25 protein-coding genes are annotated in these 22890 nt (G+C 71.2%); 11 read left to right on the top strand and 14 right to left on the bottom strand.

Annotation, left to right across the window (positions count from 1 at the left end; genetic code table 11):
• Nucleotides 1-92: 92 nt before the first annotated feature.
• From WBN91_RS23025 to WBN91_RS23010, 4 genes are all read right to left on the bottom strand, one after another.
• Nucleotides 93-791 (bottom strand): lysophospholipid acyltransferase family protein, encoded by a 699-nt coding sequence (locus WBN91_RS23025; protein ID WP_337726168.1) that lies wholly within the window; start codon nucleotides 789-791, stop codon nucleotides 93-95.
• A 14-nt stretch (nucleotides 792-805) separates the two neighbouring features.
• Nucleotides 806-1144 carry a hypothetical protein gene (locus tag WBN91_RS23020; RefSeq protein ID WP_337726169.1) on the bottom strand — a complete coding sequence of 113 codons (339 nt, stop codon included), beginning with the start codon at nucleotides 1142-1144 and terminating at the stop codon, nucleotides 806-808.
• A gap of 49 nt (nucleotides 1145-1193) precedes the next feature.
• Nucleotides 1194-1643: a winged helix-turn-helix transcriptional regulator gene (locus WBN91_RS23015; RefSeq protein ID WP_337726170.1), complete on the bottom strand. Its 450-nt coding sequence runs from the start codon at nucleotides 1641-1643 to the stop codon at nucleotides 1194-1196.
• Nucleotides 1644-1712: 69 nt separating this feature from the next.
• Complete coding sequence (locus tag WBN91_RS23010) at nucleotides 1713-2285, bottom strand: maleylpyruvate isomerase N-terminal domain-containing protein (RefSeq protein WP_337726171.1); 573 nt, start codon at nucleotides 2283-2285, stop codon at nucleotides 1713-1715.
• Between the two features lie 50 nt (nucleotides 2286-2335).
• Between WBN91_RS23010 and WBN91_RS23005 the strand changes: the two genes are divergently transcribed.
• Nucleotides 2336-3268 carry a GNAT family N-acetyltransferase gene (locus WBN91_RS23005; protein ID WP_337726172.1) on the top strand — a complete coding sequence of 311 codons (933 nt, stop codon included), beginning with the start codon at nucleotides 2336-2338 and terminating at the stop codon, nucleotides 3266-3268.
• Here WBN91_RS23005 and WBN91_RS23000 read toward each other — a convergent pair.
• Both WBN91_RS23000 and WBN91_RS22995 read right to left on the bottom strand, forming a co-directional pair.
• A complete protein-coding gene (locus WBN91_RS23000) occupies nucleotides 3265-4815 on the bottom strand; it encodes a sodium:solute symporter (RefSeq protein ID WP_337726173.1) in 1551 nt (516 codons plus the stop codon). The two genes, WBN91_RS23005 and WBN91_RS23000, sit on opposite strands and share 4 nt — an antisense overlap.
• Nucleotides 4802-5914, bottom strand: coding sequence for an anhydro-N-acetylmuramic acid kinase (locus WBN91_RS22995; protein ID WP_337726174.1), 1113 nt, complete (start codon nucleotides 5912-5914; stop codon nucleotides 4802-4804). Before WBN91_RS22995 ends, WBN91_RS23000 begins: the two co-directional genes overlap by 14 nt.
• A gap of 114 nt (nucleotides 5915-6028) precedes the next feature.
• Between WBN91_RS22995 and ftsY the strand changes: the two genes are divergently transcribed.
• Nucleotides 6029-7387, top strand: coding sequence for a signal recognition particle-docking protein FtsY (ftsY, locus tag WBN91_RS22990; protein ID WP_337726175.1), 1359 nt, complete (start codon nucleotides 6029-6031; stop codon nucleotides 7385-7387).
• Nucleotides 7388-7391: 4 nt separating this feature from the next.
• Here ftsY and WBN91_RS22985 read toward each other — a convergent pair whose 3' ends face one another.
• The 5 genes from WBN91_RS22985 to WBN91_RS22965 form a co-directional block, all read right to left on the bottom strand.
• Nucleotides 7392-7742, bottom strand: coding sequence for a hypothetical protein (locus WBN91_RS22985; RefSeq protein WP_337726176.1), 351 nt, complete (start codon nucleotides 7740-7742; stop codon nucleotides 7392-7394).
• Nucleotides 7743-7822: 80 nt separating this feature from the next.
• On the bottom strand, nucleotides 7823-8266 hold the full coding sequence (locus WBN91_RS22980; protein WP_337726177.1) for a MarR family winged helix-turn-helix transcriptional regulator: 444 nt from the start codon (nucleotides 8264-8266) through the stop codon (nucleotides 7823-7825).
• A gap of 36 nt (nucleotides 8267-8302) precedes the next feature.
• Nucleotides 8303-8650 carry a DMT family transporter gene (locus tag WBN91_RS22975; RefSeq protein ID WP_337726178.1) on the bottom strand — a complete coding sequence of 116 codons (348 nt, stop codon included), beginning with the start codon at nucleotides 8648-8650 and terminating at the stop codon, nucleotides 8303-8305.
• A gap of 28 nt (nucleotides 8651-8678) precedes the next feature.
• A complete protein-coding gene (locus tag WBN91_RS22970) occupies nucleotides 8679-8999 on the bottom strand; it encodes a DMT family transporter (RefSeq protein ID WP_337726179.1) in 321 nt (106 codons plus the stop codon).
• A 103-nt stretch (nucleotides 9000-9102) separates the two neighbouring features.
• Nucleotides 9103-9858, bottom strand: coding sequence for an IclR family transcriptional regulator (locus WBN91_RS22965; RefSeq protein WP_337726180.1), 756 nt, complete (start codon nucleotides 9856-9858; stop codon nucleotides 9103-9105).
• 84 nt (nucleotides 9859-9942) lie between these two features.
• Here WBN91_RS22965 and aceB point away from each other — a divergent pair, with 84 nt between their 5' ends.
• Together aceB and WBN91_RS22955 are read left to right on the top strand one after the other, a co-directional pair.
• Nucleotides 9943-11469, top strand: a complete 1527-nt coding sequence (gene aceB / locus WBN91_RS22960) for a malate synthase A (protein WP_337726181.1) — start codon at nucleotides 9943-9945, stop codon at nucleotides 11467-11469.
• 1 nt (nucleotide 11470) lies between these two features.
• Nucleotides 11471-12655, top strand: a complete 1185-nt coding sequence (locus WBN91_RS22955; RefSeq protein WP_337726182.1) for a DUF6986 family protein — start codon at nucleotides 11471-11473, stop codon at nucleotides 12653-12655.
• Between the two features lie 12 nt (nucleotides 12656-12667).
• Here WBN91_RS22955 and WBN91_RS22950 read toward each other — a convergent pair whose 3' ends face one another.
• Nucleotides 12668-13507, bottom strand: coding sequence for a LysR family transcriptional regulator (locus tag WBN91_RS22950; protein ID WP_337726183.1), 840 nt, complete (start codon nucleotides 13505-13507; stop codon nucleotides 12668-12670).
• Nucleotides 13508-13612: 105 nt separating this feature from the next.
• Here WBN91_RS22950 and WBN91_RS22945 point away from each other — a divergent pair, with 105 nt between their 5' ends.
• Nucleotides 13613-14338: an SDR family NAD(P)-dependent oxidoreductase gene (locus WBN91_RS22945; protein WP_337726184.1), complete on the top strand. Its 726-nt coding sequence runs from the start codon at nucleotides 13613-13615 to the stop codon at nucleotides 14336-14338.
• A 13-nt stretch (nucleotides 14339-14351) separates the two neighbouring features.
• Here WBN91_RS22945 and pucL read toward each other — a convergent pair whose 3' ends face one another.
• Nucleotides 14352-15230, bottom strand: a complete 879-nt coding sequence (pucL, locus tag WBN91_RS22940; protein WP_337726185.1) for a factor-independent urate hydroxylase — start codon at nucleotides 15228-15230, stop codon at nucleotides 14352-14354.
• A 3-nt stretch (nucleotides 15231-15233) separates the two neighbouring features.
• A complete protein-coding gene (gene uraD / locus WBN91_RS22935; RefSeq protein ID WP_337726192.1) occupies nucleotides 15234-15743 on the bottom strand; it encodes a 2-oxo-4-hydroxy-4-carboxy-5-ureidoimidazoline decarboxylase in 510 nt (169 codons plus the stop codon).
• 154 nt (nucleotides 15744-15897) lie between these two features.
• Between uraD and WBN91_RS22930 the strand changes: the two genes are divergently transcribed.
• Genes WBN91_RS22930 through alc form a run of 6 tightly spaced genes read left to right on the top strand, consistent with a single transcriptional unit; the run spans nucleotide 15898 to nucleotide 22576 of the window.
• The gene (locus tag WBN91_RS22930; protein WP_337726186.1) at nucleotides 15898-16674 is read left to right on the top strand and encodes a hydroxypyruvate isomerase family protein; all 777 of its coding nucleotides are present in this window, start codon (nucleotides 15898-15900) and stop codon (nucleotides 16672-16674) included.
• Nucleotides 16671-17543, top strand: a complete 873-nt coding sequence (locus WBN91_RS22925) for a 2-hydroxy-3-oxopropionate reductase (protein WP_337726187.1) — start codon at nucleotides 16671-16673, stop codon at nucleotides 17541-17543. The genes WBN91_RS22930 and WBN91_RS22925 overlap by 4 nt, the downstream gene beginning before the upstream one ends.
• Entirely contained in the window at nucleotides 17543-19255 is a 1713-nt protein-coding gene (gene gcl, locus WBN91_RS22920) for a glyoxylate carboligase (protein WP_337726188.1), read from the top strand. Before WBN91_RS22925 ends, gcl begins: the two co-directional genes overlap by 1 nt.
• On the top strand, nucleotides 19252-20271 hold the full coding sequence (locus WBN91_RS22915; RefSeq protein ID WP_337726189.1) for a glycerate kinase: 1020 nt from the start codon (nucleotides 19252-19254) through the stop codon (nucleotides 20269-20271). The genes gcl and WBN91_RS22915 overlap by 4 nt, the downstream gene beginning before the upstream one ends.
• Before the next feature lie 5 nt (nucleotides 20272-20276).
• The gene (gene allB / locus WBN91_RS22910) at nucleotides 20277-21581 is read left to right on the top strand and encodes an allantoinase AllB (RefSeq protein WP_337726190.1); all 1305 of its coding nucleotides are present in this window, start codon (nucleotides 20277-20279) and stop codon (nucleotides 21579-21581) included.
• Nucleotides 21578-22576, top strand: coding sequence for an allantoicase (gene alc / locus WBN91_RS22905; RefSeq protein ID WP_337726191.1), 999 nt, complete (start codon nucleotides 21578-21580; stop codon nucleotides 22574-22576). Before allB ends, alc begins: the two co-directional genes overlap by 4 nt.
• Nucleotides 22577-22890: the final 314 nt, after the last annotated feature.

Here is a 22890-nt window from a genome sequence, read left to right as displayed (position 1 = left end):
AAACCGCACCATCGAGTGGTCGGGAAAGACCTGGACGGATTGCACGGTGACTGCGCGTTTCCGCACAAATGTGGGGTGGGTGGTCCTCGCCGCTAGCGGCGGTCGAGGGCGGCGGCTTCCTCGGGGGTCGGCGCGGCGCCGCCCAGGTGGGCGGGCTGCCACCACTGGCCGTCGCCCGACTCCGGGTACCGCGCCTGGGCCTCGTCCACCAGCTCCTGCATCCGCTTCCGCAACGCTTCGTCGGTGGTCGGCTCGATCGCCTCACCCACGATGATCGTCACCGGCACGTGCCGCTGCGTGAGGCTCTTCGGACGCCCCTTGGTCCACAACCGCTGGGTCCCCCACACGGCGACCGGCAGCAGGGGCACACCGGCCTCCGCCGCCAGCCGCACGGCGCCGCTCTTGATGTCCTTCACCGTGAAGGAGCGGCTGATGGTGGCCTCCGGGAAGATCCCGACAACCTCACCCGCCCGCAGCGCGTCCAGCGCCTGCTGGAACGACTCCTGCCCGTTGGCGCGGTCGACCGGGATGTGGTGCATCCCGCGCATCAACGGGCCGGAGACGCGGTGCTTGAAGACCTCGTGCTTGGCCATGAACCTGACCAGGCGCTTCGCGGGCAGCGCGCCGTAGCCCGCGAAGATGAAGTCGAGGTAGCTGACGTGGTTGCTCGCCAGCACGGCCCCGCCGGTGGTCGGCACGTGGCGTGCGCCGTCCACGGTGATGCGCAGGTCGAGCACGCGGAACATGAGCTTGGCCGCGGCGATCACCGGCGGGTACACGCGATCAGGCATACCCCAACGGTACGCTACTGGCGGGTAATACCGGCCTCGTGTTCGCGGACCACCTTGGGGACGCCCGCCAGGTCCTCGTCGTTGCACAGCAACTTGAGGTTGTAGTACGGCGAACCCTTGGTGTCGTCGTAGTCCAGGTGGATCGCGATGACGTCGACCGGCTCGCCCAGCCAGTCCTGGGTCTGCCGGAGCCACGAGGAGGCCCGTGCGAGTGCGCTGGGCAGGTCGTCGTCGCGGAATTCCACCGGCCGGTAGGGAACCTCCTGCACCGCGTCCCGCTGGTTGGCGGGCATGGGAAGGTCTACCGCCACCCCGCTGTCGTTGAGTTCGAGTTGGATCGTTTCCTCACTCACGCAGTCGAGGGTCCACCACGCGCCGCCCGGCGGCAAGAGATGGGTCCCGTCAGGACACCCCGGTGACAACGGTGTCGTCAGGTCCGAGCACCGCGCCGGACTCCGCGCGCACCTCCAGCGGCCGTACGGGTCGGCCCTGGGCGCGGTCCACCAGGACCCTGTGCGGCTCGTCGGGGGCGAAGCAGTGGCGTTCACCCCATTGGCGCAGCGCGACGATCACCGGGAAGAGGTCGCGGCCCTTCGCGGTCAGCTCGTACTCGCGGTGGAACCCGCCGTCCGGCGGGGGCACGGACCGCAGCACGCCGTGGTCGACCAGTTCGCGCAGCCGGGCGCCGAGCATGTTCTTGGCCACACCCAGGCTGCGCTGGAAGTCGGTCAGCCGCCGGACCCCGTCGAACGCGTCCCGCACGATCAGCAGCGACCACCAGTCGCCGACCGCGTCCACCGACCGCGAGACCGGGCACCCCGCTTCCTCGAAGTGCACGCGCCGCACCGCCATGACGCCTCCCGGGCGGGTACGAGTGTGTCGCGCCCATCGTGAACCGCTTCCACCGCCTCCGCCCGCCGATCAGGGCAGGGGCGCGGAGTGCCAGCGCCACCCCTCGCGCCGTGGCCGGTCGCCCAGCGGTTGCCTCCCGGTGGCCCACAACAGGGTCTGCCACGGATCGGTGTCCGCCGGCGCCTCCGGGAACAGCCGCCGCAGCACCGGCGTCACCAGCTCGGCCGGCGGCTCGAACGGCACGTCCAGCCCGCGGGCCACGTCGTGCCCGTGGACGAGCACCTCGATGCTCCCCATCGCCGCGAACCCCGCCATGTCCGACACACCCCACGGGTGCCAGCCGCGGGTGTCCGGCGGCGCCACCGCGAGCACGTGCCCCAGCACCGTCCCGAAGGTCCGCACCGTCCGCACCAGGTCGGCCGGCGGCGTCTCCGGCCGCACGCGCACCTCGGCGGTGCTCAGCTCGTGCGGTCCCGCCACGGCGTCCGTGGCGTACCAGAGCAGGCCGTCCGCGATGTGGGCGACGGTCGCCGCGACCGTCCACGTCAACCCCGGGACGTCCACCGTCCAGTCACGGTCCACCACCTCGTCCAGCAACGCCGTGCCCACTCGCAGGGCCCCGGCAAGATCACCCGTGTCCACGTCCGAAAACTCCCTCGCGTTCGCCGCATCCGCGAGTGACTATTCCGGGCATGTATGACATCCGCCTCGCCGGCCAGGACGACCTGGGTGCGGTGCTCGCCCTGCTCGTCCGGCTCCAAGCCGACACCGCGCACCACATCGGCTACCTCGGTGAGACGCTCGGGGAGCTGACCGAGGAACTCACCGAGTTCGAACCCGACTGGCCCTCCTGCACCGTGGTCGCGACCGACGACTCCGGCCGCGTCTGCGGCGTGCTCAGCGTCGAGGTGGACCGCGAGCTGCGGCGGGCGTTCCTGCACGGGCCGTTCGTGGACGTGCCGGTCAACCACCCGGCGGGCAGCCGCATCTGGGACCAGACCTCCGACGCCCTCTACGCCCACGCCCAGCCCCTCCTGGACGGCATCGCCGACCGCGAGGTCTACGGGCACACCCTGCACCGCAGGCTGGCCGCGTTCGCCGAGCGCCACGGGTTCACCGCGGGCCGGGCCAGCAGCATCCACGTGCTCGACGGCGACGGCCTGCGCGGGCTGCTGCTGCGCGAGGCCGGCTGCCCGCGCACCGGTCCGGCGCGGGAGATGCGCGTGCTGCCGACCGAGGCCGCCGTCCACGAGGCGGTGGCCGTCCTGCACGAGCGCTGTTTCCCCAAGACCTACCTGGCCGGCCGGCAGTTGGTCGACGGCAGCCGGGACCACACCGTCGTCGTCGCGATGGACGGCGGCAGGGTCCTCGGCTACGCCGCGGGCAAGGCCGAGCCGGGCGAGTACTACGTGGACTTCGTGGCCGTGGAACCCGACGTGCGCGGCAAGGGGGTCGGCGCCGCGTTGATCACCGAACTCGTCTGGAAGCTCGCCGAGCGCTTCGGCGCCCGCCCCCAAGCCGCCGCCGCCATCCTGGCCGGCAACACGTCGTCCCACCGCATGTTCGAACGCCTCGGCTTCCGCCGGCACCTCGAACTGGTGGCCTACCGCTCGAAGGCCGCCTAGGCCGCCCGCACGCTCACCGCCTCGTCCACCTCGGGTGGCGTGTACCCCTTGTGCCGCAACGACAACAAGCCGCCCACGACGAGCGTCACCAGCACGCCCATCGGCGTGTACCACGGGTACGCCAACGGCTTGGAGGTCGCGGTGGCCGCCGAGAAGTCGAGCGTCGCCGCGGCCTCCGGGCCGACGAACTTCACTCCCAGGATCACGAACGCCATCACCACCACGGTCGTCACGAACGCCACGACCGCGTCGGTCTGCTTGGCCTTGCGGAACAGCAACCCCAGCAGGAACGCGCCCAGCAGGGCGCCGTAGGTGAACCCGGCGATGGACAACCCCTGCTCCACGATCGGGTTGCCGCGCCGCGTCAGCGAGGCGAACAGCCCCGCGCACACGATCAGCAGACCGGCCCACACCACGGTCCAGATCCGACCCTGCCGGAACACCTCGGCCTCGCTCATCGGCCGCCGCACCAGCTTCTGGTAGATGTCGGTCACCGTGGACGAGGCCAGCGCGCCCAGCGACGACGACAGCGCCGCCGCGAGGATGCCCGCGATCACGAACCCGCTCAGCCCGGACGGCATGTCCCGCACGATGAAGTTGGCGAACAGCTCGTCGTTGTTGTTCAGCCCCAGGTCCTTGACCGGGTTCGCGCCCTTGTAGAACGCCCACAGCATCACGCCGATGAACAGGAACAGCGCGAACTGGAGGAACACCACCACACCGCTGGCGATCAACGCCTTCTGCGACGCACGAACGTCCTTGGTGGCCATCAGCCGCTGGACGATCAACTGGTCCGCGCCGTGCGAGGCCATCGACAGCACCGCGCCGCCGATGAACGCGGTCAGGAGCGCGTACTGCGAGGTCAGCGGGTTGGCGGCGAAGTCGAGGACCTGGAACTTGCCCGCGTCGGCCGCCGCCGAGAACCACCCGTCGGGCAGCTTGCCGGACAGCACCACGATCACCGCGACCGCGCCGAGGACGTACCAGAGCATCTGGATGGCGTCGACCCACACCACGGCCCGCACGCCGCCCAGGAAGCTGTAGACGACCATCGCGGCGCCCAACACGACCACGATCGCCCAGTAGGACGCGTTGATCCCGTACGCCGCCAGCACGACCTTGACGGGGATGGCCGTGGCGAACAGCCGCAGGCCGTCGGCGAGCAGCCGGGTGATCAGGAACGTCACGGACGCGGTGGACTGCAACCCGCCGCCGAACCGCTTGCCCAGGAACCCGTACGCCGTGATCAGGTTGCCCGCGATGTACTTGGGCAGCAGCACGAACGACACCACGATCCGGCCCAGCAGGTAGCCGATCGCCAGCGACAGGAACGTCATCGTCCCGCCGTAGGCGACCGTGGGCACGGACAGCACGGTCAGCGTGGACGTCTCCGCGGACACCACCGACACGCACACGACCCACCACGAGATGCGCCGCTCGCTGACGAAGTAGTCCGTGGCGGAGCGCTGCCGGCCGCCGATCCACACCCCCAGCAGCGGCATCCCCACCAGGAACAGCACGATGATGGCGACATCAAGTGCGCGCACGGTGTCCTCCAATCACTTTGAGCCCGGTGACGGCGGTGGTCACGGGCTCGGGCAGGCGCAGGGGTTCGCGGCCGGGGGTGATCGAGCCGAGCAGGCGCGGGCCGGACGCGCCGGTGGCGGAGGGCACGTTGGCGGGCACGCCGTGCCAGGTCAGGAAGCCGAGCAGGGCGGTCAGGTAGGCCTCCTTGGCGTCGCCGGGCAGGCCCAGTTCGTCGCTGGAGCGCAGCTCGACCCTGCGCTGGAGGGAGTCCACCAGGACCGGGTTGCGCATCCCGCCGCCGGACCCGATCACCAGCCCGTCGCACTCGGCGGCGATGGTGCGGGCGGTCAGCTCGGTGAGGGTGGCCAGGAGGTCTTCGGCCTGGATCACCAGGCCTTCGGTCATGCGGTCCAGGTAGGCGCGGTTGAAGTGCTCCTTGCCGGTCGACTTCGGCGCGGGCAGCGCGTAGTAGGGGTCGGCGAGGAGCCGCCGCAGCAGTTCTTCGCGCACCCGGCCGCGCGCGGCGAACTCGCCGTCCACGTCGGCGGTGCGCAGGCCGTTCGAGAGGACGGTCATGGCGGCGTCCATCAGGGCGTTGCCCGGCCCGGTGTCGTAGGCGATCACACCTTCGGGCGAAACCTTCGTGATGTTCGCGATGCCGCCGATGTTCAGGGCGACGGCGTTGCCCAGCTCGGCGAGCCACAGGGCGTCCAGCGTGCTCGCCAGCGGTGCGCCGTGGCCGCCGGCGGCGACGTCCCGCACGCGGAAGTCGGCGACGACCGGCAGCCCGGTGCGCTCGGCGATCCACGCCGGCGCGCCTACCTGGAGCGTGCCCAGGCACCGGCCGCCCTCGACCCAGTGGTGCACGGTCTGCCCGAGCGAGGCGACCAGGTCGGCTTCGTGCTCGTGAGCCGCCGCCGCGAACACTTGGCCCAGCCGGGTGTCCAGGACGCAGAGGTCGGCGGCGCTCGCGGGTGGCTCGCGCAGCTCGGGCGGGAACGGGTGCTCGGCGTGCGCGATCGGGCGCAGCACGACGGTCGGGCCGTCGAACGAGAAGTCGCCGACGGCCACGTCCACGGCGTCCATCGACGTGCCGGAGATGAGCCCGATCACCCTCACGCCCTGTGTCCTATTCCACACAGACCGCAGGCGCAAGGGTCCACGTGGGAAAGTTGCCGGAAATCAATCCAGCTCGTTGGATTGTCACGGACCGTGGCGTGCGAGGATTGCGCCGTGTCCACGGAGCTTGTGATCTGGATCGTCGTCGTTGTCGCGGCCCTGCTCGCGGTCGCCCTCGTGACCGGTGTCGTGCTGTCGCGCAAGCGGCGCATCAGCCTCGCCGAACGCGAAGAGGACAAGCCGGCCGTCAAGGGGAACTACCAGGCCGGCAGCGGGGTCACGTTCGCTCCCAAGACGACGGAACCGAAGCCCGCGGAGACCACACCCGAACCACCGGCTCCCGTCGACACCGCGCCGACCGACGTCTCGACCCCCGTCACCGACACCGCTCCCGTCACCGACACCGCCCCGGTCGAGCACCCGGTCGCGGACCGCACCGAGGTGGACGGCCAGCCGGGCGTGGGCGACGACGCCAGCGTGCCCCGCGACTCGGTCAAGCGCGGGTTCGTCGACATCGACCTCCCGGTCGAGGCCTCCGAGATCGAGGAGATCGAGCCCACCGCCGGCCGGCTGGAACGGCTGCGCGGCAAGCTCTCCCGGTCCCGCTCGACGCTCGGCCAGGGCCTGCTGGGCCTGCTCGGCGCGGGCGACCTCGACGAGGACTCGTGGACCGACGTCGAGGACACCCTGCTCATGGCCGACCTCGGCGCGGCGGTGACCGACCAGGTCGTCACGAACCTGCGCGAGCGCATCGCGACCCGGGGCGTCCGGACCTCCGAGGACGCCCGCACGCTGCTGCGGGAGGTGCTGGTCGAGGCGCTGCACCCGGACATGGACCGGTCCGTGCACGCCCTGCCGCACTCCGGCAAGCCCGCCGTCGTGCTCGTGGTCGGCGTGAACGGCGTCGGCAAGACCACCACCACCGGCAAGCTGGCCCGCGTCCTGGTCGCCGACGGCCGGTCGGTGCTGCTGGGCGCGGCGGACACCTTCCGCGCCGCCGCCGCCGACCAGCTGGAGACCTGGGGCTCGCGCGTCGGCGCGCAGACCGTGCGCGGCGCGGAGGGCGCGGACCCGGCGTCGGTCGCGTTCGAGGCGGTCAAGCAGGGCGTGGCGGCGGGCGTCGACACGGTCCTGGTCGACACCGCCGGCCGCCTGCACACCAAGACCGGCTTGATGGACGAGCTGGGCAAGGTCAAGCGCGTGGTGGAGAAGCAGGCCGAGGTGGACGAGGTGCTGCTGGTCCTCGACGCCACCACCGGTCAGAACGGCCTCACCCAGGCGCGGGTGTTCGCCGAGGTGGTCGACGTGACCGGCATCGTGCTGACCAAGCTCGACGGCACCGCCAAGGGCGGCATCGTCTTCCAGGTGCAGCGCGAGCTGGGCGTGCCGGTCAAGCTCGTGGGCCTCGGCGAGGGCGCCGACCACCTGGCGCCCTTCGAGCCGGCCGCGTTCGTCGACGCCCTGCTGGGCTGACCGCTCACGGGCAGTGGTGCCAGCACTCCTTGACCTCCCGGCGTTCCGGGAAGACGTGGTAGTGCAACGGCTCCAGCGCGGACCGCACCACGTACGGCCGTCCGGCGGGCGGCTCCTGTGGCACGACGTACCGCAGCCGCCCGGTCTCCGGTGTCCGCCAGTCGTCCCGGTTGGTCGCCCGGACGCGGGCGCCCGGGTAGGTGCGGCGGTACCGCGCGATCAGGTCGACCAGCCACTGCACCCGGTCCGCGGTGTCGGCGGCCGGCACGGGGTCCAACCGGGACCCGTCGGACCAGCGGCCCACCACCTGGCGGTCGTCCCAGTGCAGGGTCAGCGTGCGTCCCTCGTAAGTCACGCGGGAGATCATCACCGCTGAGGTCCCGCCGGGCACGGCGGGGTCGCTCGATCGTGGGAAAACGGTGGTGTCGCGCGGGGTCAGTCGCGCAGCTTCGCCAGCAGCGGCCCGAGTTCCCGGTCGCCGGTCACGTGCCCGAACGCGTCGCTCAACGCCGCCTCGTACACCGGCAGGGCTTCCGCCAGCACCTCGCGCCCCAGCGGGGTGATCCCCGTGTAGACCCGCCGCCGGTCCCGCTCGCAGTGCCGGCGCTCGGTCAGCCCGGTCCGCTCCAGGCGCAGGACCAGCCGGCTGACCGAGCTCTGGTTGAGCTGCGTGACCTCTTCCAGTTCCTGCATGTGCAGTTCGCCCGACTCGGCGTTGGCGAGCGCGACGAGCGCCAGGAACTCGGAGAACCCGATGTCGGCGCGCCGCTGCAAGACCTTCTGCATGGCGCCGCCGACCCGGGCGTGCAGCGCGGACAGCCGGGCCCAGAGCTGGCCGTCGCTGGAGAGGGCCACCGGGCGTCCGGAGCTGTCCGTCATGGCGGCCTCCCTGATCTATGGTCGTACATACATATGCTAGCGCGCCGGTGCCGCTCGCGAGGTGAGCTTGAGCCCCACCACGCCGCCGATGATCAGGACGAAGCACGCGACCTTGAGCGGCGACAGCGACTCGTGGAAGACGATCGTCCCGAAGACGACCGTGCCGACCGACCCGATGCCGGTCCAGACGGTGTAGCCGACGCCGACGTCGAGCGTCTTCACGGCGAGGCTGAGGAAGAAGATCCCCACCGCCGCCGCGAGCACGGTCGTGATCGACCACCCGAGGTGGGTGAACCCCTCGGACCCGTTGGTCCCGAGGGCGAACACCACCTCGAAGACGGCCGCGATCAGCACGTAGGTCCAGGCACGCTTGTGGTTGTCCACCGAAGTCCTCCGCGGGGTGTTGGGGGGCTCAGGCGCCGGCTGCGACGCGCAGGCCGACGACGCCGAGGATGATCGCGCCGAAGCACAGGGCGCGGGCGGCGTTGATGCGTTCCTTGAACAGGAAGACGCCGAACACGACCGTGCCGATCGACCCGATGCCGGTCCAGATCGTGTAGCCGACGCCCACGTCGAGCGTCCGCAGCGCCAGGCTGAGGAAGTAGATCCCGCCGGCCGCCGCGACCAGGGTCACCACGGACGGCAGCGGGCGGGTGAACCCCCGCGACGCTCTCGTGCCCAGAGCGAAGACGATCTCGAAGACGGTGGCGATGGCGAGGTGGAGCCAGTGCATGGGCCGACCTTCCGTGACATCTGCATGTGCATTAACTGTATGCACATGAATATAACTGGGTCAACGGAGATCCACACCACCCCGACGGGGACCGGTCGAGGCGTCAGGCCAGGGCCGACTGGGCCGACAGGCGCTTCGCGATGTCCAGGACCTCGGGCAGGATCCGCTCGACCGCCTCCTTGGTCAGCCGCCCCTCCGGCCCGGACACCGACACCGCGGCCAGCGTCGGCGCGCCCACCAGCGGCACGGCGATGCACCGCACGCCCAGCTCCTGCTCGCTCTCGTCGAGCGCGTAGCCCTGCTCGGCGATCCGGTCCAGCGAAGCCAGCAACTCGTCGGCGTCCGTGATCGTGTTCGGCGTGTAAGCCGGCAACCCGGTCCGCTCCAGCAGCGCCCGCACCTCGTCCCGCGGCAGCTGCGAGAGGATCGCCTTGCCCACTCCGGTCCCGTGCGGCAGCAGCCGCCGACCGACCTCGGTGAACATGCGCATCGAGTGCCGCGACGGCACCTGCGCCACGTACACGACCTCGTCGCCGTCGAGCACGGCCAGGTTCGCGGTCTCCTCCACCTGGTCCACCAGCGCCGCCAGGAACGGCCGCGCCCATGTGCCGAACTGCCGAGACGCACTCTCGCCCAGCCGGATCAGGCGGGACCCGAGGGTGTACCGCCGGTTGCTGTTCTGCCGCACGTACCCCAGCGTGACCAGGGTGCGGATCAGCCGGTGGATGGTCGGCAGCGGCAGCCCGGACGTCGTCGCCAGTTCCGACAGGCTCGCCTCGCCACCCGCGTCGGCGAGCCGTTCGAGCAGGTCGAAGGCACGCTGTAGGGACTGCACCCCGCCCGAGGACTCCCGTGCCATCCTGACCAACCCCTCCGTTGCCGTTCCGCAATGCGATAACTATAGTCCGCGAAGTAGAAACCAGCGCCAGGAAGGTGGAACCCCATGTCCGGTATCCGCGTGCTCGGGGGCGAAGTCGAGCGCGGCGAGCAGATCCTCACGCCGGACGCGCTGGAGTTCGTCGCGGGTCTGCACCGGGCCTTCGCCGCCACCCGGGACGACCTCCTCGCGCGCCGCGCCGAGCGCCGGCCGCTGGGTTTCCTCGACGAGACCAGGCACGTCCGCGAGTCCGACTGGCGGGTCGCCGAGGCGCCCGAGCCGCTGCGCGACCGCCGGGTCGAGATCACCGGGCCGACCGAGCGCAAGATGACCATCAACGCGCTCAACTCCGGCGCGAAGGTGTGGCTCGCCGACCTCGAAGACGCCAACACCCCGCACTGGCACAACGTCGTCTCGGGTCAGGTCAACCTCTACGACGCCGCCCGCGGCACCATCGACTTCCAGTCGCCGGAGGGCAAGTACTACTCCCTCAAGGACGGCGACCACCCCACCATCGTCGTGCGCCCGCGCGGCTGGCACCTGCCCGAGCGGCACATCGAGGTCGACGGCAGGCCGGCCGTCGGCGCGCTGGTCGACTTCGGCCTGCACTTCTTCCACAACGCCGCCCTCGGCCGGCCGTACTACTACCTGCCGAAGATGGAGAGCCACCTCGAAGCCCGGCTGTGGAACGACGTCTTCACCGCCGCGCAGGCCGAACTGGGCATCCCGCACGGCACCGTCCGCGCGACCGTGCTGATCGAGACGATCCCCGCCGCGTTCCAGATGGAGGAGATCCTCCACGAACTGCGCGACCACGCGTCCGGCCTCAACGCGGGCCGCTGGGACTACCTGTTCAGCGTCATCAAGTACTTCCGCGACGCGGGTGCGGACCACGTGCTGCCCGACCGCAACAGCATCACCATGACCGCGCCCTTCATGCGCGCCTACACCGAACTGTTGGTCCGCACGTGCCACAAGCGGGGCGCGTTCGCCATCGGTGGCATGGCGGCGTTCATCCCGAACCGGCGCGACCCCGAGGTGACCGAGCAGGCGCTGGCGAAGGTCCGCGACGACAAGACCCGGGAGTCCAACGACGGTTTCGACGGCAGCTGGGTCGCCCACCCGGACCTGGTGCCGGTGTGCCGGGAGATCTTCGACGCCAAGCTGGGGGACAAGCCCAACCAGCTCGACAACACCCGCCCCGAAGTCTCTGTCACGGCTGAACAACTGCTCGACTTCACGACCGCCGGCGGGCACGCCACCCGCGCCGGCCTGGAGAGCGCCGTGGACGTCGGCGTCCGCTACCTGCTGTCGTGGCTGGCGGGCAATGGCGCGGCGGCGATCCACAACCTCATGGAGGACGCGGCCACCGCCGAGATCTCGCGGTCCCAGCTGTGGCAGTGGGTGCACAACGACGTCGTGCTGGACGACGGCACCCCTGTCACCGCCGAGCTCGTGCGCGCTGTCCTGGCGGACACCAAGGCCAAGCTCGACGGCGAACACCTCGACCTCGCGGTAGAGCTGTTCGAGCAGGTGGCGCTGGCCGACGACTTCGTGGACTTCCTGACGCTGCCCGCGTACGAGCGGATCTGACGTGCCGCGGACTTCCCTGGACCCGGCGGCGGTCGCGGCTCTCACCGCGCGGCTGCCCGCCGTGGACCTGCGGTCGCCGGCGGGCCGCCAACCGGTTCACACGTGTTACGTGCCGGCCGACAAGGTCACCGACTCGACCGTCGCCGACTGGGGCGCGCAAGCGCTTGCCACACTGGGATCCCGCTCGCCGAGCGCCTTTGCCGCCCTCCTGGACGTCCGCGAGGACCTCCACGACCGCGTCCGCGCCAAGCTGGCCGCCGAACCCGTGGAAGACCTGCGGATCGACTTCGAGGACGGCTACGGCACCCACCCCACCGAGGACGACGACGCCGAGCGCACTGCTCTGCTGGTCCGCCGCTGGGTGTCCGAAGGACGCGCCCCGTCCCGCTTCGGCCTGCGCATGAAGTCCTTCGACACCAAGGCTCTAGTCGAGCGGGGCCTGCGCACCCTGGACATCTTCCTGACCGCACTGGGAGATGTCCCGCCCGGTTTCGTGATCACCTTCCCCAAGGTGACCTCGGTCGAGCAGGTCGAGGTCTTCACCGACGTCCTCGACCTTTTCGGCAGCGACCTCCGCTTCGAGATCCAAGTGGAAACCACCCAGTCCATTGTGGATGCTCGTGGCCGCTTGGCCGTCCCGCGTTTTCTCGAGGCGGGCCGGGGCCGCGTCACCGCCCTGCACTTCGGCACCTACGACTACACCGCGAGCTGCGGCCTGGGTGCGGCGCACCAACACCTGGCCCACGGGGCGTGCGACTTCGCGCGCAACGTCATGCAGGTGTCCGCAGCGGGCCACGGCGTGGAACTGTCCGACGGTTCCACCAACATCCTCCCCGTGGACGACAACATCCACCACGGCTGGCAAACCCACTACACGCTGGTCCGCCGCTCCCTGTCCCACGGCTTCTACCAGGGCTGGGACCTGCACCCGAACCAACTGGTCACCCGCTACGCCGCCGTCTACGCGTACTACCGGGAGACCCTCGCCGCCGACGCTCTACGTCTGAAGGCATATGTCGACAAAGCTGGCGGCACCGTCCTGGACGAACCCGCCACCGCCCAAGCCCTGTCGACGTCCTTCCTCCGCGCACTGGACTGCGGAGCCGTGACCGCCGAGGAACTCCACACCCTCACCGGCCTCACCCTCCCCACCCTGACCGCCCTGGCCCGCCGTACCACGACCTGACCACCACGCCGGCTAGAGGCGTGTCGCGGTGCGGACGAGGTCGGCGACGGCTTTGGACCTGCTGTGCGGTGGCCAGGCGATGACGGTCGTGACCGCGGGGGCGTCCGGTACCGGCACCGTCGCGTGCTCGTCACGCAGGTGGGTTCCGACCGACTCGGGCACCAGCGCGCACGCCCGTCCGAGCGCGATCAGCTGGAACAGCTGGGTGTGGTCGCGCACCTGCGGGCCGGGTCCGTCCGGATAACCACCGCCCCGCCGGGGCCAGCGTGGCAGGGGCAGGTCCGGCAGGGTGGTGACCTCGGCCATCGACAGGTGGGAGCGGTTGGCCAAGTGGTGCCCCGCGGGCAGGACGAGGACCTGCTGTTCGGTGCGCAGGTCCTCGGTGTCGAGTCCGGCCGTCGCGTCGAAGGGGCGGTGGAGCAGGGCGACGTCGGCGTGTCCGTCGCGCAGCAGCGTTCCCTGCTCGCCGGGTCCGCACAGCAGCACCTCGACGGCGACCGCGCCGGGCTCGGCGGCGTAGGCGTCCAGCAGCTTCGACAGCAGTTCGCTGGACGCTCCGGCCTTCGTGGCCAGCACCACGCCGGGTGCCTCGGCGGCTGCGCGGCGGGTGCGGCGCTCGGCGGCCTCGACCGCGGCGAGCGCGGCCCGGGCCTCGTGCAGGAGCACCGACCCGGCCTCGGTCAAGGTGACCGCGCGAGCGGTCCGGTGCAGCAGGACCACCCTGAGCCGCCGCTCCAGCAGTTGGATCGCCCGGGACAGCGGTGGTTGCGCCATGCCGAGCCGCTGTGCCGCCCGCCCGAAGTGCAGTTCCTCCGCGACGGCGACGAAGTACCGCAACTCTCGCGTCTCCACCGGGGCATCGTATCCGGCGTCCACCACGATCGATACCCGTGCGGTATCGCCGTCCACCCAGTCTGTCTTGGACCTCCGACCCGGTTGCGCACCACGCTCGATCGCATGAGTGCACAGACGATCGCGCTGGTGACCGGTGCGAACAAAGGAATCGGGTACGAGATCGCGGCGGGCCTGGGCGCCCTCGGCTGGCGGATCGGCGTGGGCGCGCGGGACCGGCAGCGCCGGGACACCGCGGTGGAGAAGCTGCGGGCAGGCGGGGCCGACGCGTTCGGCGTCCCGCTCGACGTGGCGGACGACGCGAGTGTGGCCGCCGCGGCCGAGTTGGTCGCCGACCGCGCCGGAGGGCTCGACGTCCTGGTGAACAACGCCGCGATCGCCGGCGGAATGCCGCAGACGCCCACCACGGTCGATTTCGCGACCGTGCGAGCTGTGGTGGAAACCAACGTGATCGGGGTCATGCGCGTCACCAACGCGATGCTGCCCATGCTGCGCGCCTCGGCATCGCCGCGGATCGTGAACATGTCCAGCGTCGTCGGCTCGCTCACCCTCCAGACCACGCCCGGCGTCGACCTCGGCCCGATCTCCGCCGCGTACTCGGTGTCCAAGACCTTCCTCAACGCCGTGACCGCCCAGTACGTCAAGGAACTGAGCGGCACCGGCATCCTGGTCAACTGCGGCTGTCCCGGCTACACCGCCACCGACCTCAACGGCTTCCAGGGCATCCGCACACCCCAGCAGGGCGCGGCGATCGCGATCCACCTCGCGACGCTGCCCGACGGCGGACCGACCGGCGGGTTCTTCAACGACGCCGGACCGGTGCCCTGGTGACGGGCTCACCGCGCTAGAACGCGGGCAGGGAATACCAGGCCCGGCCCGGCTCCTCGGCGTCGTCCCGCAGGATCGTGCCCTCGATCAGCCCGTAGGGCCGGTCGGCCGCGTAGAAGACCTCGTTGTCGTTCTCCAGCCCGAACGGCGACAAGTCCACGACGAAGTGGTGCTTGTTCGGCATGGACAGACGTACCTCGGCGACCTCCGACCGCTCCTGGAGGACCGCTTCGCCCATCGCGTACAACGTCTGCTGCAACGACAGCGAGTGCTTCGCCGCGAACGTCCTCAGCAAGATCCCCCGGATCTCCGCGAAGCTCTTCGCCCAGTCGATCCCCGACCCCTGGTACCGCCATCGCGCGGTCACCGAGGTCGCGAGAATCCGATCGGTCACTTCCTTCAACGTCGTGTACCGATCCTTCGGGTACCCGTGGAACTCCGAGCCCGTGGACTTCAGCACCACCAAGTCCTTCAGACCCGACACCACCCACGCCTGCGACCCTTCGACCGTCACCGCCGTGGTCCGCTTCTCGTTCGAACCCTGCACGAACGAGTGGTCGTTCTCCTCGATGCGTTGCCACGAGTGTTCGTCGATCAGGACCCGCGCGCCGGTGATGGCCTCCTGGGACGACACGAAGTGCTTGGCCAGCCTCAGGGCGAAGTCTTCGATCTCGCCGACCGGGGACTCCTTGGCGAAGGCGTAGACGGTGTTCTTCTGCGTGTCCGTCGCCAGGACCGCCGAGTTGTCGCCGGTCAGGTGGGTTTCCGCCAAGTCGCCGCGCAGTGAGGTGCTGACCGTCAGGTCCTTGATCGTGTGCACATCGCCGTCGCGGGTCACGGTGACGAGCCGGTTCTCCGCTTTGCCGTACTGGTTGGGGCCCAAGACGATGGCCATCGGTCAGCTCCCTTGCGTGTCGTGGTTCTGGAGCACCTTCCGCAGGCGCAGTGCGGCGATCTTGCGCAGCTCGGCGTTGACGACCCGTAGTTCGGCACGGGGGTCGTTGGCCATGCGTGCGGCCAGGTCGTCCAACATCCGCTCGCCGCTCAGCCCGGTGGCGCACACCAGGTAGATGTGGCCGAACCGCTCCTCGTAGGCGGCGTTGGCGGCCTTGAGGCGGTCCGCCAACGACGCTGCCACGCCGGACTGCTCGGCTGCCGACCACTTCGCGGACACGCCGCCGTGTGACGACTTCTCGCCGATGCGGGGGTGGCCGGCGATGGCGGCGTGGACCTCGTCGTCGCTCAACTCCGCTGCCGCGTCCGAGGCGGCCAGCAGGGCCTCCTCGCTCGCGTACGGGCGGCCCGCCAGCACGGCGTCCACCCAGCGGGGCACGGCGAGGCATTCGGTGAGCAGCGGGCGGAGCTGTTCGGCCGGTGCGGAGTTGAACCCTTGCAGATCGGTCACCAGGGCTCCCTTTTTCTGTATCGCGGAAACTGATTTCCGCCATGAGGGACGGTACGAGCGGCCTCCGGGCGTGTCAACAGTCTTGCGCCGGTCCGCGAACCGTGCCTACTCTCTCGATGTACGGAAGATAGCTTCCGCATTGTGGAAGGAAGCCGAGATGCGGTACGACGTCAACCTGTCGATCCTGTTCACCGAGCTGCCGGTGCCGGAGCGACCCGCGGCGGCGCGGAAGGCCGGGTTCGACGCGGTCGAGTTCTGGTGGCCCTTCGTCGAGGCCGTGCCCTCGACGGGCGAGGTCGAGGAGTTCGAGGCGGCCGTCCGGGACGCGGGTGTGGCACTGGTCGGCCTGAACTTCTTCGCGGGTGACATGCCCGCCGGCGACCGGGGGCTCGTGGCGTGGCCCGGTCGCGAGGCGGAGTTCCGGGCCTCCGCGGAGATCGCGGCCGGCATCGCGGGCCGGCTCGGCTGCCGCACGTTCAACGCGCTGCACGGCAGCTTCCCCACCACCCCGGCCGCGCTGGAGAACCTCCGCTACGCCGCCGACGTGGCCGCCGAGATCGACGCGACCGTGGTCGTGGAACCCCTCTCGGCCGCACCGGACTACCCCCTGCGCACGGCCGCCGACGCGCTGGCCGTCGTGGACGCGGCGGGCCGCGACAACCTCGCGCTGCTCGCCGACCTCTACCACCTCGCCGTCAACGGGGACGACCTCGACGCCCTCACCACCCACGTCGACCGCATCGGGCACGTGCAGATCGCCGACGCACCCGGACGCGGCGAGCCCGGCACGGCGGACCTGGACCTGGGCGCCCACCTGGACCGGCTCGACGCCGCCGGCTACCGGGGCTTCGTGGGCTTGGAGTACAAGGCCACGCGCTTCCGCGACGGCCTCCCCGACTTCGACTGGCTGTTCGGACCTAAGGACAAGGCATGAGCAGGATCGGATTTATCGGCCTGGGCATCATGGGCACACCGATGGCGGCCCACCTGGTCGCCGCCGGCCACGACGTGACGGGCTTCGACCTCAACGCCGACGCCCGCGCCAAGCTCACCGCGGCCGGCGGCACGGCGGCGGCGGACGTGGCGGACGCGGCGCGGGACGCCGAGGTCGTCATCACCATGCTGCCCAACCACCCGCAGGTGGAGGACGTCGTCCTGGGCACCGTGCTCGACGTGGTCGCCGAAGGCACCCTCCTGATCGACATGAGCACGATCCGCCCGGAAACCTCCCTCGCGGTCGCTGAAGCCGCCAAGGCCAAGAAGGTCAGGGTCCTCGACGCACCCGTGTCGGGCGGCGAGGCGGGAGCGAAGCAAGCCTCGCTCTCGATCATGGTCGGCGGCGAGGAAGCCGACTTCGCCGCCGCGCGCCCGATCTTCGACGCCCTCGGCAAGACCGTGGTGCACGTGGGTCCGCACGGCGCGGGCCAGGTGGTGAAGGCGGCCAACCAGCTCATGGTCGGAGGCATCTACGCCTTGGTGGCGGAGGCGATCGTGCTGCTGGAGGCGTCCGGTGTGGACGCCAAGGCTGGCCTGGACGTGCTCGCCGGCGGCCTGGCCGCCAACCGCATCCTGGACCTCAAGCGGGAGACCATGATCGCCCGCGAGTTCCAGCCGGGCTTCCGGATCGACCTGCACCACAAGGACATGGGCATCGCGCTCGCCGCCGCCCGCCAGGTCGACGTCGCTCTGCCCGTCACGGGCCTCATCGCCCAGCTCATCGCGTCCGCGCGCGCCCAGGGCTACGGCGCCCTGGACCACTCCGCACTGCTCAAGGTCATCGAGAACTTCGCAGGGAGGGCCTGATGGCCAAGGTTCCCGTCATGCAGGCGGTCGTCGACGTCCTCAAGTCCGAGGGCATCGACACCGTGTTCGGCTGCCCCGGCGCGGCGATCCTGCCGCTCTACAAGGCCCTGGAGAACGACGGCATGATCGAGCACCTGATCGTCCGCCACGAAGAGGGCGCGACGCACATGGCCGACGGGTGGTCCCGCACCACCGGCAACGTCGGCGTCGCGATCGGCACCTCCGGCCCGGCCGGCACCAACATGATCACCGGCCTCTACACCGCGCAGGCCGACTCGGTGCCGATCCTGTGCATCACCGGTCAGGCGGCCACCTCCAAGCTGCACCAGGAGGCGTTCCAGGCCGTCGACATCGTGGCCATCGCCGCGCCGGTCACCAAGTGGGCCGTGCAGGTCAAGGAGGCCGCGCAGGCGCCGTGGATCTTCCGCGAGGCCTTCCGGATCGCCCGCTCGGGACGGCCCGGCCCGGTTCTGATCGACCTGCCGATCGACGTGCAGAAGCAGGAGATCGAGTGGGACGCGTCCATCGACGCCCCGCTGCCGGTCGCCAAGCCCGAGCCGCACCCGGCCCGTGTCGAGCGGGCATTGGACATGCTGCTGGCCGCCGAACACCCGCTGCTGCTGGCCGGCGGCGGCGTGATCCTCGCCGAGGCGGGGGAGGAGTTGCAGGCACTGGCCGAGCACCTCCAGGTCCCGGTCCAGGCCACGCTCATGGGCAAGGGCGCGATCGACGAGGACCACCCGCTGTACGCGGGCATGACCGGCATCCAGACCTCCCAGCGCTACGGCAACGCCTCCTTCCTGGAGTCGGACCTGGTGCTGGCGCTGGGCGCGCGGTTCGGCGACCGGCACACCGGCGACCTCGCCACCTACCGGGGTGAGCGCAAGTTCATCCACGTCGACGTCGAGCCGACCCAGATCGGCAAGGTCTTCGGGCCGGACCTGGGTGTCGTCGCGGACGTGAAGCTGTTCCTGCAAGCGTTGTTGGAGCTCGCCCGGTCGAGGCCGAAGGCGGAGCCGAACGCGTGGACCGAGCGGTGCGCCGAGCTGAAGCGGACCCTGTTGCGCCGGGAGGACTTCGACACCGTCCCCGTCAAGGCGCCCCGGGTTTTCAAGGAGATCAACGAGTTCTACGGCCCTGACACCTACTTCGTCACCGCCATCGGGCTCTACCAGATCTGGTCGGGCCAGCACCAGAAGGCGCACAAGCCGCGGCACTACCAGGTGTGCGGCCAGGCCGGTCCGCTCGGCTGGGAGATCCCGGCGGCGATCGGCGTGAAGAAGGCGCTCAAGACCTCCGAGCCGGACGCCGAGGTGGTCGGGATCGTCGGCGACTACTCCTTCCAGTTCCTGGTCGAGGAGCTGGCGGTGGGCGCGCAGTACGACGTCCCGTTCGTGCTGATCATGCTGAACAACGAGTACCTGGGCCTGATCCGGATGGCCGAGGACCACGGCGGCTACGACATGAAGTACGAGGTGGACATCCACTACGACACCAACGGATCGGACAACGTCAAGATCATGGAGGCCTACGGCTGCTCCGGCACCCGGGTCACCGAGCCCGGCCGCATCCGGGAGTCGCTGGAGTGGGCCCGCAAGGAGGCCGAGCGGACCAGCCGGCCGGTGCTCGTGGAGATCATGATCGAGCGCGAGGGCAACACCGCCAACGGCACGTCCATCGCCGCGATGCGCGAGTACGAGCCGTTGCCGTGAGCCCTGTCTCCAGATCCCATGTGGTTGTCGCGCCCGACAAGTTCAAGGGAACGCTGTCCGCCCCGCGGGTCGCCGCCGCGGTCGAGCGCGGCCTGCGGGAGGCGGTCCCGGACCTGGAGGTGCGCTGCCTGCCGGTGGCCGACGGCGGTGACGGCACGGTCGACGCCGCCGTCGCCGCCGGCTTCCTGCGGGTCGGTCGGTGGGTGACCGGCCCGGTGGGCAAGCCGGTGGCGGCGAGCTTCGCCGTGCGCGGCACGACCGCCGTGGTGGAGGTGGCCTCCACCTCCGGTCTGGCGCTGCTGGACGAGCCGGCCCCTCTGACGGCCACCAGCACGGGCGTCGGTGAGCTGCTGGTCAGCGCGCTGGACTCGGGTGCGCGGCGGATCGTGCTCGGGGTCGGCGGCAGCGCGTGCACCGATGGCGGTCGGGGGATGCTCGAAGCCATCGGCGACCGCGACTTCACCGATGTCGAGGTGGTGCTGGCCAGCGACGTGGACAACCCGCTGCTCGGGCCGTCCGGGGCGGCGGCGGTGTACGGGCCGCAGAAGGGTGCCACGCCGGAACAGGTCGAGGTGCTGGAGGAGCGGTTGGCGCGGTTCGCGGAGGAGATCGGGCCGGAGTACGTGGACGTGCCGGGCGCGGGCGCGGCCGGCGGCATCGGGTTCGCCGCCCTGGCCGTGCTGGGCGCGACCCGCCGGCCCGGCATCGAGGTGGTGCTGGAGCTGGTCGGGTTCGCCGAGTCCGTCGCGGGCGCTCGGCTGGTGATCACCGGCGAGGGGTCGCTGGACGCCCAGACCCGGCACGGCAAGGCCCCCGTGGGGGTGGCGACGGCGGCGGGGTCCGTGCCCACCATCGCCGTCGCAGGCCGGGCCACCGTCGACCCCGCCGAGCTGGGCCTGCGCGGCGCTTACGCCCTGCTCGACGTGGAGCCCGACCTGGCCCGCTGCCTGGCCGCGCCCGAGCCGCTGCTGGAGCGGCTGGCCGGTCGCATCGCCGCCGACTGGCTGGGAGAGTGACCGGCATGGACCTGGTGTTCCGCGCGAGCAGGGTGATCACGCCGCAGGGCGAGCGGGCGGCCGACGTGGGCGTCCGGGACGGCCGGATCGAGGTCGTCACCGGGCCGGACGAGCTGTCCGGCGACCGGGTGGTGGAGTTGGGCGACGACGAGGTCCTGCTGCCCGGTCTGGTGGACACGCACGTCCACGTCAACGACCCCGGGCGCAGCGAGTGGGAGGGGTTCCCGACCGCGACCCGGGCGGCGGCGGCGGGCGGTGTGACGACCGTCGTGGACATGCCGCTCAACAGCCTGCCGCCGACCACGTCGGTGGACGCGCTGGAGGTCAAGCGCAAGGCCGCCGACGGGAACGTGCACGTGGACGTCGGGTTCTGGGGCGGGATCGTCCCCGGCAACCGGGCCGACCTGCGGCCGTTGCACGACGCCGGCGTGTTCGGGTTCAAGTGCTTCCTGATCCACTCCGGCGTGGACGAGTTCCCGCACGTCGAGACCGACGAGCTGCGGGCGGCGCTGAGCGAGCTGCGCACAGTGGACGCGCTGACCATCGTCCACGCCGAGGACCCGCACCACGTGACCGAGTCCGGTCCCGGCTACCGCGACTTCCTGGCGTCCCGGCCGCACCACGCCGAGGGACAGGCGATCAGCGGCCTGATCGGGCTGGCGCGGGAGACCGACGCGCGCGTGCACGTGCTGCACCTGTCCAGCGGGGAAGCCCTGCCGGACCTGCGGCGGGCGCGTGCCGACGGCGTGCGGGTGACGGCGGAGACGTGCCCGCACTACCTGACGTTCATCGCGGAGGAGATCGGCGACCGGGCCACGCACTTCAAGTGCTGCCCGCCGATCCGGGACGCGGCCAACCGCGAACTGCTGTGGCGGGGGCTGGCGGACGGGCTGGTGGACCTGGTCGTCAGCGACCACTCGCCGTGCACGCCGGAGCTGAAGGAAGGCGACTTCGCCACCGCGTGGGGCGGGATCGCGAGCCTGCAACTGGGCCTCCCGGCCGTGTGGACGCAGGCGCGGCAGCGCGGTCACGCCCTCACCGACGTGGTGCGGTGGATGGCCTCCGCGCCGGCCGCGCTGGTCGGCCTGACCCGCAAGGGCGCGATCGAACCCGGCCGCGACGCCGACTTCGCCGTGTTCGCGCCGGACGACGCCTTCGTGGTGGACCGCGCGAAGCTGCACCACCGCAACCCCGTGACGCCCTACCACGGCCGCCCGCTGGCGGGGGTCGTGCGGCAGACGTGGTTGCGCGGCAACAGGATCACCGGAGACCGGCCCACCGGCCGGCTGCTGAGCAGGGGAGACGCATGACACCGACCTGGACCCGGCTGCCCGACCTGGCCTCCCGCGCGGTCGGCGGGAGCGTGGTGTGGGCCAACGACGAGCTGTTCGCCGAGCGGGAGAACCTGATCACGCCGGCGGAGGCCGAGTACCGGCCGCACACGTTCGGCCACAAGGGCCAGGTCTACGACGGGTGGGAGACCCGGCGGCGGCGCGAGCCGGGTTCGGACAGCGCCGTGGTGCGGTTGGGGCTGCCCGGTGTGGTGCGCGGGGTCGTGGTGGACACGGCGTGGTTCAAGGGCAACTACCCGCCGTTCGCGAGCGTCGAGGGCACGCACGCCCCGGGCTACCCGAGCCCGGAGGAGCTGACCGACTGGGAGCCGCTGGTGCCCAAGTCACCGTTGGGCGGCGACCAGAAGCACCACTTCGACGTGGACGTCGAGCGCCGGTACACCCACGTCCGGCTCACCATCCACCCCGACGGCGGCGTGGCCCGGCTGCGGGTCCACGGCTCCCCGGTGCCCGACCCGGACCTGCTGGTCCCGGGCGCGCTGGACCTGGCCGCGCTGGAGAACGGCGCCGCGATCGCGGGGTGCAGCAACGACTTCTTCGGCAAGCCCGCCAACCTCATCGCGCCCGGCCACGCCGGGTCGATGGGCGAGGGCTGGGAGACCGCCCGCCGCCGCGAGGAGGGCAACGAGTGGGTGGAGGTCGCCCTGGCCGCGCCCGGCGTGGTGCACCTGGCGGAACTGGACACCACCCACTTCAAGGGCAACGCGCCGGGCTGGGCGTCGGTCCGCGGCCGGGACGCCCGCAAGGACCCGGACGACTGGTTCGAGCTCCTGCCGCGCACCCGCCTGCAACCCGACACCCGGCACCGCTTCCGCGTGGACGCGGCGGAGGCCACCCACGCCCGCCTGGACATCTACCCGGACGGCGGCATGGCCCGGATGCGGTTGTTCGGCTCGCTCACCGACGCGGGCCTCGACCAGCTCACCGCCAGGTACGCCGAACTCACCCGGTAGTTGTCCTCCTCCGGGTGGACGGCGCGTGCGACTTCAGTCGGTTGTGCGCTGGTTCACACCCCTGGAAGCCTGCGGATCACCCTGAAGGGTGACAGGAACTAGGGAGGAACCTGTGCGATCGATCTTCCGAGCGCTGGGCGGTGTCGGCGCGGCCGTGGCGCTCGTCGCCGGCACCGCGTCGGGGGGGGGGGGGGGGGCCCCCCCCCGCCCCCCCCCCCCCCCCCCCCCCCCCCCCCCCCCGCGACCGGAGGACCGGGAAGGGGGTCAGCCGTCGGCGCGCCCGTCCGGGACGACCAGGGCCTGACCGGGCTTGA

It is taken from the genome of Saccharothrix sp. CCNWYY140 (assembly GCF_037401995.1).
Classification (GTDB): Bacteria; Actinomycetota; Actinomycetes; order Mycobacteriales; family Pseudonocardiaceae; genus Actinosynnema.
The sequence above is the reverse complement of the archived record's forward strand: the minus strand, read 5'-3'. Positions and strand labels throughout refer to the sequence as shown.